The 13,099-nt window shown below is 61.6% G+C and carries 10 protein-coding genes; all 10 read left to right on the top strand.

The annotated features are described in order from the left end of the window. Window positions 1-78: 78 nt before the first annotated feature. The 10 genes from hutU to hutG all read left to right on the top strand — a co-directional run bounded on the left by hutU (window position 79) and on the right by hutG (window position 13,038). The gene (gene hutU, locus AOA62_RS19745) at window positions 79-1,764 is read left to right on the top strand and encodes a urocanate hydratase (protein WP_017138616.1); all 1,686 of its coding nucleotides are present in this window, start codon (window positions 79-81) and stop codon (window positions 1,762-1,764) included. 154 nt (window positions 1,765-1,918) lie between these two features. Further along, window positions 1,919-3,364 carry a cytosine permease gene (locus AOA62_RS19740; RefSeq protein WP_099549490.1) on the top strand — a complete coding sequence of 482 codons (1,446 nt, stop codon included), beginning with the start codon at window positions 1,919-1,921 and terminating at the stop codon, window positions 3,362-3,364. 69 nt (window positions 3,365-3,433) lie between these two features. Beyond that, window positions 3,434-4,399 carry an ABC transporter substrate-binding protein gene (locus AOA62_RS19735; protein ID WP_017138614.1) on the top strand — a complete coding sequence of 322 codons (966 nt, stop codon included), beginning with the start codon at window positions 3,434-3,436 and terminating at the stop codon, window positions 4,397-4,399. Window positions 4,400-4,471: 72 nt separating this feature from the next. Then, on the top strand, window positions 4,472-5,323 hold the full coding sequence (locus tag AOA62_RS19730) for a proline/glycine betaine ABC transporter permease (protein WP_017138613.1): 852 nt from the start codon (window positions 4,472-4,474) through the stop codon (window positions 5,321-5,323). Then, complete coding sequence (locus AOA62_RS19725; RefSeq protein WP_046034013.1) at window positions 5,320-6,144, top strand: glycine betaine/L-proline ABC transporter ATP-binding protein; 825 nt, start codon at window positions 5,320-5,322, stop codon at window positions 6,142-6,144. The genes AOA62_RS19730 and AOA62_RS19725 overlap by 4 nt, the downstream gene beginning before the upstream one ends. Window positions 6,145-6,281: 137 nt before the next feature. Further along, complete coding sequence (gene hutH, locus AOA62_RS19720) at window positions 6,282-7,805, top strand: histidine ammonia-lyase (protein WP_099549590.1); 1,524 nt, start codon at window positions 6,282-6,284, stop codon at window positions 7,803-7,805. 31 nt (window positions 7,806-7,836) lie between these two features. Beyond that, window positions 7,837-9,375 (top strand): histidine ammonia-lyase, encoded by a 1,539-nt coding sequence (gene hutH / locus AOA62_RS19715; RefSeq protein ID WP_099549489.1) that lies wholly within the window; start codon window positions 7,837-7,839, stop codon window positions 9,373-9,375. A gap of 220 nt (window positions 9,376-9,595) precedes the next feature. Beyond that, window positions 9,596-11,005 (top strand): amino acid permease, encoded by a 1,410-nt coding sequence (locus AOA62_RS19710; RefSeq protein ID WP_017138609.1) that lies wholly within the window; start codon window positions 9,596-9,598, stop codon window positions 11,003-11,005. Between the two features lie 15 nt (window positions 11,006-11,020). Next, on the top strand, window positions 11,021-12,226 hold the full coding sequence (gene hutI, locus AOA62_RS19705) for an imidazolonepropionase (RefSeq protein WP_099549488.1): 1,206 nt from the start codon (window positions 11,021-11,023) through the stop codon (window positions 12,224-12,226). 11 nt (window positions 12,227-12,237) lie between these two features. Then, window positions 12,238-13,038 (top strand): N-formylglutamate deformylase, encoded by an 801-nt coding sequence (hutG, locus tag AOA62_RS19700; protein ID WP_099549487.1) that lies wholly within the window; start codon window positions 12,238-12,240, stop codon window positions 13,036-13,038. Window positions 13,039-13,099 lie beyond the last annotated feature (61 nt).

Raw genomic sequence — 13,099 nt, 5'->3', positions numbered from 1 at the left:
TACATACAAGTAAAGATGTGTGCGTAAGACTCTCCTTCGCACCATCAATGTTCGCGCACCATGCCGAGGAGTCCAGCTGTGACCGATTTTTCGAAAGCTAAGCCTACAAAATACCGTGACGTCGAAATCCGTGCCGCCCGCGGTAACAAGCTCACCGCCAAAAGCTGGCTGACTGAAGCACCGTTGCGCATGCTGATGAACAACCTCGACCCGCAAGTGGCCGAGAACCCGAAAGAGTTGGTGGTGTACGGCGGTATCGGCCGTGCGGCGCGCAACTGGGAGTGCTACGACCAGATCGTCGAGAGCCTCACCAACCTGAATGACGACGAGACCCTGCTGGTGCAATCCGGCAAGCCGGTCGGCGTGTTCAAGACCCACAGCAACGCCCCGCGCGTGCTGATCGCCAACTCCAACCTGGTGCCGCACTGGGCCAGTTGGGAACACTTCAACGAACTGGATGCCAAGGGCCTGGCCATGTACGGCCAGATGACCGCCGGCAGCTGGATCTACATCGGCAGCCAGGGCATCGTGCAGGGCACCTACGAAACCTTCGTCGAAGCCGGCCGCCAGCACTACAACAGCGACCTCACCGGCCGTTGGGTACTCACCGCCGGCCTCGGCGGCATGGGCGGCGCTCAGCCGTTGGCTGCGACCCTGGCTGGCGCTTGCTCGCTGAACATCGAGTGCCAGCAGGTCAGCATCGATTTCCGTCTGGCCAGCCGTTATGTCGACGAGCAAGCCACCGACCTCGACGACGCCCTGGCCCGCATCGCCAAATACACTAAGGAAGGCAAGGCCATCTCCATCGCCTTGCTGGGCAACGCGGCCGAAATCCTGCCGGAACTGATCAAGCGCGGCGTGCGCCCGGACATGGTCACTGACCAGACCAGCGCCCACGACCCACTCAATGGTTACCTGCCTGCCGGCTGGACCTGGGACGAATACCGCGCCCGCGCCAAAACCGAGCCGGCTGCCGTGATCAAGGCCGCCAAGCAGTCGATGGCCGTGCACGTCAAAGCCATGCTGGAATTCCAGAAACAAGGCATCCCGACTTTCGACTACGGCAACAATATCCGCCAGATGGCCCAGGAAGAAGGCGTAGAAAACGCCTTCGACTTCCCAGGCTTCGTACCGGCCTACATCCGCCCGCTGTTCTGCCGTGGCATCGGCCCGTTCCGCTGGGCTGCGCTGTCGGGTGACCCGCAAGACATCTACAAGACCGACGCCAAAGTCAAAGAGCTGATCCCGGACGACGCGCACCTGCACAACTGGCTGGACATGGCGCGCGAACGCATCAGCTTCCAGGGCCTGCCAGCACGTATCTGCTGGGTTGGCCTGGGCCAACGCGCCAAGCTCGGCCTGGCATTCAACGAAATGGTGCGCAGCGGTGAGCTGTCGGCACCCGTAGTGATCGGCCGTGACCACCTCGACTCCGGCTCGGTCGCAAGCCCCAACCGCGAAACCGAAGCCATGCAGGACGGCTCCGACGCCGTGTCCGACTGGCCACTGCTCAACGCCTTGCTCAACACCGCGAGCGGCGCGACCTGGGTTTCGCTGCACCACGGCGGCGGCGTGGGCATGGGCTTCTCCCAGCACTCGGGCATGGTGATCGTCTGCGACGGCACCGATGAAGCGGCTGAGCGGATCGCCCGCGTACTGCACAACGACCCGGCCACCGGGGTGATGCGTCACGCCGATGCCGGTTACCAGATCGCCATCGATTGCGCCAAGGAGCAGGGCCTGAACCTGCCGATGATCAAATAACGGCTGGCCTGGTTCCTGTGGGAGCTGGCTTGCCTGCGATGCGGGCGACTCGGTCTCTCAGCAGAACCGAGGGGATGCCATCGCAGGCAAGCCAGCTCCCACAGTAGAACCCGCAATCTGCACACCCAGAACAATCCATCAGAGGTTGACCAACATGGCTGCAAATGACACCACACCGTTGATCGAAAGGCGTTCGATCGACTACATCCCGGAAGCGGAAAGACACGGTCGTCTATTGAGCCAGTTCACCCTGTGGATGGGTGCCAACCTGCAAATCACCGCGATTGTCACCGGGGCCTTGGCCGTGGTGCTCGGCGGTGATGTGTTCTGGTCGTTGATCGGTCTGTTGATCGGCCAACTCATCGGCGGCGGCGTCATGGCGTTGCATGCGGCGCAAGGGCCAAAGCTTGGCCTGCCACAGATGATCTCCAGCCGGGTGCAGTTCGGCGTTTACGGTGCAGCCATCCCGATTGTGCTGGTCTGTTTGATGTACCTCGGTTTCACCGCGACCGGGACCGTGCTGTCGGGGCAGGCGCTGGGCCAGTTGTTCGGGGTCAGCGACAGCGTCGGTATCCTGATTTTTGCCAGCGTCATCGTACTGGTCACCGTGCTGGGCTACCGGGTGATCCACTTTATTGGGCGGGTCGCCAGCGTCATTGGCGTGATTGCCTTTGTCTATCTGTTCAGTCGTTTGATGAGCCAGACCGACGTTGGCGCGCTTTTGCAGATCCGCCACTTCAGCTGGAGCAGTTTCCTGCTGGCGGTGTCGCTCGCGGCCTCCTGGCAGATCGCCTTCGGCCCTTACGTGGCGGACTATTCACGTTACCTGCCAAGCAAGACATCTTCGCTGAAAACCTTTCTCGCCGCCGGTGCAGGTTCGGTCATTGGCGCTCAGGTGGCGATGGTCCTTGGCGTGTTTGCCGCGGCCATGTCCAACGGGCAATTTGCCGGTCACGAAGTCGCCTACATCGTTGGGTTGAGTGGTACAGGCGCCACCGCTGCGCTGCTGTACTTCAGCATCGCGTTCGGCAAGGTCACCATCTCTACCCTGAACTCCTACGGCAGCTTCATGTGCATTGCGACCATCGTCAGCGGCTTCCGTGGTCGCCTTGAGGTCACCCGCCTGCAGCGTCTGGTGTTCGTGCTGGTGATTGTCGGCACTGCAACCCTGATCGCGTTGCTCGGCCAGCACTCGTTCCTCGGTGCGTTCAAGTCTTTCATCCTGTTTCTGCTGGCGTTCTTTACGCCGTGGAGTGCGATCAACCTGGTGGATTACTACTGCATCACCCGCGAGCGCTATGACGTCCCGGCTTTGGCCGACCCGAATGGCCGCTACGGTCGCTGGAACCTGCTCGGTATCAGCGTCTATGTGTTCGGTGTGCTGGTGCAGTTGCCGTTCATCTCCACCAAGTTCTACACCGGCCCTTTGGTTGCCGCGCTGGGTGATGTGGATATCTCCTGGATCATCGGCCTGGTACTGCCAGCGGCCTTGTACTACGTCTGTGCGAAAAAATGGCACGGCACGGTGCCCGATCAACTGATCCTGCCAATAGAGCAGGGCGCTGCACCAACGACAAACGGGCTGGCTGCACAGGCCTGATGGGACGTGGACAGGGCAGGATGCCTACTGACTGCCGTAATCCATTTCAAGATTGGGAGCGTCACAACAATGAAGATGAATAAAACCTTGCTGGCCACCGTGTTATCTGCAGGCTTGCTGGCCTCTGCCGGCGCCCAGGCGGCGGGTTGGTGCGAGTCCGGCAAACCGGTGAAATTCGCCGGGCTGAACTGGGAAAGCGGCATGTTGCTCACCGACATCCTGCAAACCGTGCTGGAGAAAGGCTACGGCTGCAAAACCGATAGCTTGCCGGGTAACTCCATCACCATGGAAAACGCCCTGAGCAGCAACGACATCCAGGTTTTCGCCGAAGAGTGGGTAGGCCGCAGCGAGGTCTGGAACAAGGCCGAGAAGGCCGGCAAAGTTGTCGGTGTTGGTGCGCCGGTGGTCGGCGCCGTGGAAGGCTGGTATGTGCCGCGTTATGTGATCGAAGGCGACGCCAAGCGCAAGCTGGAACCCAAGGCACCAGACCTGAAAAATATCGCCGACCTGGCCAAATACGCCTCGGTATTCAAGGACCAGGAAGAGCCCTCCAAGGGCCGCTTCTACAACTGCCCGGCCGGCTGGACCTGTGAGCTGGATAACAGCGAAATGCTGAAAAGCTATGGCCTGGAAAGCACCTACACCAACTTCCGCCCTGGCACCGGCCCGGCGCTGGATGCCGCCGTGCTGTCGAGCTACAAGCGTGGCGAGCCGATCCTGTTCTACTACTGGTCGCCAACCCCGCTGATGGGCCAGGTCGATCTGGTCAAGCTGCAGGAAAAGCCCGGTGTGGATAAAAGCGTGAGCATCAAGGTCGGCCTGTCCAAAACCTTCCACGAGCAAGCGCCGGAACTCGTGGCGGTGCTGGAGAAGGTCAACCTGCCCATCGACCTGCTTAACCAGAACCTCGGTCGCATGGCCAAAGAGCGGATTGAGTCGCCAAAACTGGCGAAAATTTTCCTCAAGGAACATCCTGAAGTCTGGCACGCATGGGTGAGCGACGACGCAGCCAAGAAAATCGACGCGGCCTTGTAGGTCAAGCGTGTCCGGCTACCCTCAAGGGCCAGCCGGGCACCCGGCCACAACCCACTGGATCGAGAGCACGCTATGTTTCCTGAGAGTTTTACGTTTTCCATCGCCGACTGGGTCAACGGTTGGGTGGACTCACTGGTCACCAACTACGGCGATGTGTTCCGGCACATCTCCGACACGCTGTTATGGGCCATCGTCAACCTGGAAGGCTTGCTGCGTGCAGCGCCCTGGTGGCTGATGCTCGCCATTGTCGGCGGCATCGCCTGGCATGCCACCCGCAAGGTGGTGACCACGGCGGTGATCGTCGGTCTGCTGTTCCTGGTGGGTGCGGTTGGCCTGTGGGACAAGCTCATGCAAACCCTGGCACTGATGATGGTCGCCACGGTGATCTCGGTGCTGATCGGCATTCCGTTGGGCATTTTGTCTGCACGCAGCAATCGCCTGCGGTCGGTATTGATGCCGCTGCTCGACATCATGCAAACCATGCCCAGCTTTGTGTACCTGATCCCGGTGCTGATGCTGTTTGGCCTGGGCAAGGTGCCGGCGATTTTCGCCACGGTGATCTACGCCGCGCCACCGTTGATTCGCCTCACCGACTTGGGCATTCGCCAGGTCGACGGCGAAGTCATGGAAGCCATCAATGCCTTCGGTGCCAACCGCTGGCAGCAACTGTTTGGCGTGCAACTGCCGCTGGCGCTGCCGAGCATCATGGCCGGTATCAACCAGACCACCATGATGGCGTTGTCGATGGTGGTGATCGCCTCGATGATCGGCGCCCGTGGCCTGGGTGAAGACGTGCTCGTCGGCATCCAGACCCTCAACGTCGGCCGTGGCCTCGAGGCCGGGCTGGCGATTGTGATTCTTGCAGTGGTCATCGACCGCATTACCCAGGCCTATGGTCGTCCACGGCATGAGGCGAGCAAATGACTACTGTCAGCAAAATTGAAGTTAAAAACGTCTTCAAGATTTTTGGCAACCGCTCCAAGGAAGCCCTGGCGCTGGTTGGCCAGGGCAAGACCAAGGATCAGGTGCTGGCCGAGACCGGTTGCGTGGTCGGCGTGAACGACCTGTCACTGAGCATCGGCACGGGCGAGATCTTTGTGATCATGGGTCTTTCGGGTTCGGGCAAGTCCACGTTGGTGCGCCACTTCAACCGCCTGATCGATCCAACCAGCGGCGCGATCCTGGTGGACGGCGAAGACATCCTGCAACTGGACATGGAAGCCCTGCGCCAATTCCGTCGCCACAAGATCAGCATGGTGTTCCAGAGCTTCGGCCTGCTGCCCCACAAGAGTGTGCTCGACAACGTTGCCTACGGCCTCAAGGTGCGCGGCGAAACCAAGCAGGTGTGCGCCGAACGTGCGCTGCACTGGATCGAAACCGTGGGCCTCAAAGGCTACGAAAACAAATACCCGCACCAGCTTTCCGGTGGCATGCGCCAACGTGTAGGCCTGGCCCGCGCCTTGGCAGCCGATACCGACATCATCCTGATGGACGAAGCCTTCAGCGCCCTCGACCCGCTGATCCGCGCCGAGATGCAGGACCAGTTGCTGGAGCTGCAAAAGACCCTGCACAAGACCATCGTGTTCATCACCCACGACCTCGACGAGGCGGTGCGCATTGGCAACCGCATTGCGATTCTCAAGGACGGCAAGCTGATCCAGGTCGGCACGCCGCGCGAGATTCTGCATTCGCCGGCGGATGAGTATGTGGACCGGTTTGTTCAGCGCCGGGCGGCGGTGGTGTAGCTGATCGTTCCCACGCTCTGCGTGGGAATACATCCCGTGACGCTCCGCGTCACACCTGATAGCGGGACGCGGAGCGTCCCAGGCGGCGTTCCCACGCAGAGCGTGGGAACGATCAAAGCATTGAAGAAGGTATGAAGATGTCCCAGGCAACAAAAATCATCATCGCCGACGCTCCACTGCGTTGGCAGGACGTGGTCGCCGTCGCCCGCCACGGCGCCGTGCTCGAACTCTCGGGCCACGCCTGGGCGCGTATCGACAATGCCCAGGCCATCGTGCAACGCATCGTCACCAGCGGCGAACGCGCCTATGGTGTGAATACCGGCCTGGGCGCGCTGTGCAATGTGTCGCTCAAGGGTGAACAACTCAGCCAGTTGTCGCGCAACACACTGCTGAGCCACGCCTGTGGCGTCGGGCCGCTGCTGAGCGACGAACAGACCCGCGCGATCATCTGCGCAGCCATCATCAACTACAGCCACGGCAAATCCGGCCTGCACCCGCAGGTGGTGCATTCGTTGCTGGCGTTGCTCAACCATGGCATCACGCCGCAAGTGCCGTCCCAGGGCTCGGTGGGCTACCTGACTCACATGGCCCACATTGGCGTGGCCTTGCTCGGGGTTGGCGATGTGAGCTATCGCGGCCAGATCGTGACGGCGCAAGCCGCCTTAAAAGCCGAAGGTTTACAGCCTGTGGTGCTCGGCGCCAAAGACGGCCTGTGCCTGGTCAATGGCACGCCGTGCATGACCGGCCTGAGCTGCCTGGCCCTGGCCGACGCGCATCACCTGCTGCAATGGGCCGACGTGATCGGCGCCATGAGTTTCGAAGCCCAGCGTGGTCAGATCGACGCCTTCGACGAAGCCATCATCGCCCTCAAGCCACACCCAGGCATGCAGCAAGTCGGCATCAACCTGCGTGCCTTGCTTGACGGCAGTGAAGTGATCGCCAGCAGCAAAGGCATCCGCACCCAGGACGCGCTGAGCATCCGCTCGATCCCGCAGATTCACGGTGCGGCGCGTGATCAGGTGGAACACGCCACACGCCAGATCGAGACCGAACTCAACAGCGCCACCGACAACCCGCTGGTGCTCGGCACGCCGGACAACTACCGCGTGGTGTCCCAGGCCAACCCGCATGGGCAGTCTGTGGCGCTGGCGGCCGACATGCTCGCCATCGCCATGGCCGAAATCGGCTCGGTGGCCGAGCGTCGCCTGGACCGCCTGATCAACCCGCACGTCAGTGGTTTGCCGGCGTTCCTGGTCAGCAACCCTGGGGTCAACTCCGGGATGATGATCGTGCAGTACGTCGCCGCCTCGCTGTGCGGGCAAAACCGTCAGCTGGCGCAACCGGCGGTGCTCGACAATTTCGTTACCTCGGGCCTGCAGGAAGACCACCTGAGCATGGGCACCAATGCCGCGCTCAAGCTGCATCAGCTGTTGGCCAACGTCACGCAGATTCTCGCCATCGAGTACCTGCTGGCAGCCCAGGCGTTCGAGTTTTTGAAGGGCCAGCGTTTCGGCGCGGGTACTGACAGCGCCTGGCGTCTGCTACGCGAAAAGGTCGCACCTTACGAACAAGACCGTTGGTTGGCGCCAGATATTGCCGCCACCGCCGCGCTGCTCAAAGACACCGCTTTGCTGCGCTCAGCAATTCCCCATTTGCACTAAACACTTATTCAAAAGAACAATTCAAAGGAGCATGAATGTGACTGCGCTAAATTTGATTCCAGGCCAACTGAGCCTTGCCCAACTGCGAGCCATCTACCAGCAGCCGGTAACCCTCACTCTGGATGACAGCGCCACGGCGCAGATCGAAGCCAGTGTGGCCTGCGTGGAGCAGATTCTCGCCGAGAACCGCACCGCCTACGGCATCAACACCGGTTTTGGCCTGCTGGCCTCGACCCGCATTGCCAGTGAAGACCTGGAAAACCTCCAGCGTTCCCTGGTGCTGTCCCACGCCGCCGGCGTCGGTGAGCCGATCAGCGACGCGCTGGTGCGGCTGGTCATGGTGCTTAAAGTCAACAGCCTGAGCCGTGGGTTCTCCGGCATTCGTCGCCAGGTGATCGACGCGCTGATCGCACTGATCAACGCCGAGGTGTACCCGCACATTCCGCTCAAAGGTTCGGTCGGTGCTTCCGGCGACTTGGCGCCATTGGCGCATATGTCGCTGGTGCTGCTGGGCGAAGGCAAGGCGCGCTACAAGGGCGAATGGCTGGAAGCCACCGAAGCGCTGAAAGTTGCCGGCCTGACGCCGCTGACGCTGGCGGCTAAAGAAGGCCTGGCGCTGCTGAACGGCACCCAAGTGTCCACCGCGTATGCCCTGCGTGGCCTGTTCGAAGGCGAAGACCTATTCGCCGGCGCGCTGGCGTGCGGTGCCCTCACCGTGGAAGCGGTATTGGGCTCGCGCTCGCCGTTTGATGCACGTATCCATGCCGCCCGTGGCCAGCGCGGTCAGATCGACGCGGCCGCGGCTTATCGCGACCTGCTCGGCGAGAGCAGCCAGGTGTCCCAATCGCACCAGAACTGCGACAAGGTGCAAGACCCGTATTCCCTGCGTTGCCAGCCGCAAGTCATGGGCGCCTGCCTGACCCAGTTCCGCCAGGCTGCCGAAGTGCTGGTGGTAGAGGCCAATGCCGTGTCGGATAACCCGCTGGTATTTGCGGCCGAGGGCGACGTGATTTCCGGCGGTAACTTCCACGCCGAGCCGGTGGCCATGGCTGCCGACAACATGGCGCTGGCCATCGCCGAAATCGGCTCGCTGAGCGAGCGTCGTATCTCGTTGATGATGGACAAGCACATGTCGCAACTGCCGCCGTTTTTGGTCGGCAATGGCGGGGTGAACTCCGGTTTCATGATCGCCCAGGTCACCGCTGCGGCGCTCGCCAGTGAGAACAAGGCGCTGGCGCATCCCCATAGCGTGGATAGCCTGCCGACGTCGGCCAACCAGGAAGACCACGTGTCCATGGCCCCGGCTGCGGGCAAGCGTTTGTGGGAAATGGCTGAAAATACCCGTGGTGTACTCGCAGTTGAGTGGCTGGCGGCATGCCAGGGCCTGGACCTGCGCGATGGCTTGAAGACTTCGACCAAGCTGGAAAAAGCCCGCGGGATCCTGCGCGACAAAGTGGCGTTTTATGAGAAGGACCGCTTCTTTGCCCCGGACATCAATGCCGCCAGCGAACTGCTCGCCAGCCGCTGCCTGAATGAGCTGGTGCCGGCCAAGCTCCTGCCGAGCTTGTAACCGCAACGCAACCCAGTGTGGGAGCTGGCTTGCCTGCGATAGCTATCTGTCAGTTGAAACATGTGTGACTGACATACGATCGTTCCCACGCTCTGCGTGGGAATGTTGCCCTGGACGCTCCGCGTCCGCTTTAAGAGTCGTGACGCGGAGCGTCACAGGATGTGTTCCCACGCGGAGCGTGGGAACGATCTTCTCCTCATAAAAATAATAGGGACGAGAAATGCACCAGCAAGAAAAGGGTTTGAAACGCGGGTTGAGCGCCCGACATATTCGCTTCATGGCACTCGGTTCCGCGATCGGCACCGGGTTGTTCTATGGTTCCGCCTCTGCCATCCAAATGGCCGGCCCTGCCGTGCTGCTGGCCTACCTGATCGGCGGCGCTGCCGTGTTCATGGTGATGCGTGCTCTCGGTGAAATGGCCGTGCACAATCCGGTGTCAGGCTCCTTCGGCCAGTACGCCAGCACCTACCTGGGGCCTATGGCCGGGTTTGTGCTCGGCTGGACCTACGCATTTGAAATGATCATCGTCTGCCTCGCCGACGTCACCGCCTTTGGCATCTACATGGGCTTCTGGTTTCCCGAGGTCGCGCGTTGGGTCTGGGTGCTGGGTATCGTGTTTTTGATCGGCGGCCTGAACCTGTGCAACGTCAAAGTGTTTGGCGAAATGGAGTTCTGGCTGTCGCTGCTCAAGGTCGGCGCGATTGTGGCGATGATCCTCGGCGGCTTTGGCATCATGCTGTTTGGCATTCATTCTGCTGGCGAAACCCAGGCCAGCGGCTTGAGCAACCTGTGGGCCCACGGCGGCTTCATGCCTAACGGCATTGGCGGCCTGATCGCCTCGTTCGCGGTGGTGATGTTTGCGTTTGGCGGCATCGAAATCATCGGCATCACCGCCGGTGAAGCCAAAGACCCGCAGCGCGTGATCCCCAAGGCGATCAATGCGGTGCCGCTGCGCATCCTGCTGTTTTACGTGCTGACCCTGTTTGTGCTGATGGCCATCTACCCGTGGCCACAGATTGGCAGCCAGGGCAGTCCGTTCGTGCAGATCTTCAGCAACCTTGGCATCGGCTCGGCAGCGACCATCCTCAATATCGTGGTGATCTCGGCCGCCGTCTCGGCCATCAACAGCGACATTTTTGGCGCCGGCCGCATGATGTATGGCCTGGCCCAGCAAGGGCAGGCGCCCAAGGGTTTTGCGCAGCTGTCCAAGCAAGGCGTGCCGTGGATGACCGTACTGGTAATGGGCGCGTCGTTGCTCGGCGGCGTGGTGCTCAACTACCTGATCCCGGAAAACGTGTTCCTGTTGATCGCCTCGATTGCCACTTTCGCCACCGTGTGGGTGTGGCTGATGATCCTGTTTACCCAGGTTGCCATGCGCCGCTCGATGACCAGGGAACAGGTGGCCGAACTGAAATTCCCGGTGCCGTTCTGGCCGTATGCGCCAGCGGCGGCCATTGTGTTCATGCTGTTCGTGTTTGGCGTGCTGGGTTACTTCCCGGACACCCAGGCCGCTTTGCTGGTCGGCGCCGTCTGGATCGTGTTGCTGGTCCTCGCCTACCTGCTGTGGGTCAAGCCCGCTGCCGGGCAGGGGGCCAAGGTCCATTACGACCCGGCTTTGTCTCATCGATAACTTAGGGAGGCGTTGATGAAAACGCTTTGGCAACACTGCCACGTCGCAACTATGGCCCAGGGCAAATACTCGATCATCGAGGATGCCGCCATGGTCACCGCGGGTTCGCTGATCGAGTGGATCGGCCCCCGCAGCCAGGCGCCAGTGGCGGAGTACGCCCAGGTGCATGACCTGCAAGGCGCGTGGGTCACCCCCGGGCTGATCGACTGCCACACCCACACGGTGTTCGGCGGCAATCGCAGCGGTGAATTCGAGCAGCGTCTTGAAGGCGTGAGTTACGCCGAAATCGCCGCCAAGGGCGGCGGTATTGCCAGCACCGTGCGCGCCACCCGTGCCGCCACGGAAGATGAATTGTTTGCCAGCGCTGAAAAGCGCCTGCGCAGTTTGCTGCGTGACGGCGTGACCACGGTGGAGATCAAGTCCGGCTACGGCCTGGACCTGGCCAACGAGCGCAAGATGCTGCGGGTTGCGCGGCGCCTTGGCCAGGTGCTGCCGGTGAGCGTGCGCGCCACGTGCCTGGCGGCTCACGCGCTGCCGCCGGAGTACAAGGATCGCGCTGACGACTACATCGACCACATCTGCACTGAGATGCTCCCGGCGCTCGCGGCCGAAGGGCTGGTGGATGCGGTAGACGCCTTCTGTGAGTACCTGGCGTTTTCCACCGAGCAAGTGGAGCGTGTATTCAAGGTCGCCCAGCAGTTGGGCTTGCCGGTGAAGCTGCACGCCGAGCAGTTGTCCTCTTTGCACGGCTCCAGCCTGGCGGCGCGTTACCACGCACTGTCGGCGGACCACCTGGAGTTCATGACCGAAGAAGACGCCATCGCCATGGCCGCGTCCGGCACTGTCGCGGTGTTGCTGCCGGGCGCGTTCTACTTCCTGCGTGAAACCCAGTTGCCGCCGATGGATGCGCTGCGCAAGCACGGCGTGAAAATCGCCATCGCCAGTGACCTCAACCCCGGCACCTCGCCGGCGCTGTCGGTACGCCTGATGCTGAACATGGCCTGCACCCTGTTCCGCATGACCCCGGAAGAAGCCTTGGCCGGCGCCACGCAACATGCGGCCACCGCGCTGGGCATGGGTGACACCCACGGTTCGCTGGAAGTGGGCAAGGTCGCGGATTTCGTCGCCTGGCAGATTGATCGCCCCGCCGACCTGGCTTACTGGCTGGGCGGCGAGCTGGATAAACGCGTCGTGCGCCATGGCGTCGACGTCACCGTCTGAGGAGTGTTGTTGTGGATAAGGTTCTGAGTTTTAAACAAGGCCGTGTGCCGCTGCTGATCAGCATGCCCCACGCGGGTTTGCGCCTGACGCCTGCGGTCGAAGCCGGGCTGATCCCCGAGGCGCAAAGCCTGCCGGACACCGACTGGCACATCCCCACGCTGTATGACTTTGCCGAGGCATTGGGCGCCAGCACCTTGTCGGCCGAGTACTCGCGGTTTGTGATTGACCTGAACCGGCCGTCCGACGACAAGCCGCTCTACGTCGGCGCCACCACCGGGCTGTACCCGGCGACCCTGTTCGATGGCGTGCCGTTGTTCCGTGAAGGGCAGGTGCCGTCCGAAGAAGAACGCGTAACCTACCTGCAAAAAATCTGGGGGCCGTACCACCGCACCCTGCAAGAAGAACTTGCCCGGCTCAAGGCCGAGTTCGGTTATGCCTTGCTGTTTGATGCGCACTCGATCCGTTCGGTGATCCCGCACCTGTTCGAGGGCAAGCTGCCGGACTTTAACCTCGGCACCTTCAACGGCGCGGCGTGTGACCCCGAGCTGGCCAGCCAGCTGGAAGGCATCTGCGCTCAGCATCCGCAGTTCACCCATGTGCTGAACGGGCGCTTCAAGGGCGGGCATATCACTCGCCACTATGGCGACCCGGCGCAGGATATTCATGCGGTGCAGTTGGAACTGTGCCAGAGCACGTATATGGAAGAGGTTGAGCCGTTCCGGTATCGCCCAGATTTGGCTGCGCCGACCCAGGTTGTGTTGAAGCAGTTGCTGGAAGGGTTGTTGGCCTGGGGGCAGAAGCGCTACGGCTGATATCGCTATCGCAGGCAAGCCAGCTCCCACATTTGGATGTATTCACAGATCAAAATGTGGG

The organism is Pseudomonas sp. 2995-3, assembly GCF_002742565.1.
Taxonomy (GTDB): Bacteria; Pseudomonadota; Gammaproteobacteria; order Pseudomonadales; family Pseudomonadaceae; genus Aquipseudomonas; species Aquipseudomonas edaphica.
The sequence above is the reverse complement of the archived record's forward strand: the minus strand, read 5'-3'. Positions and strand labels throughout refer to the sequence as shown.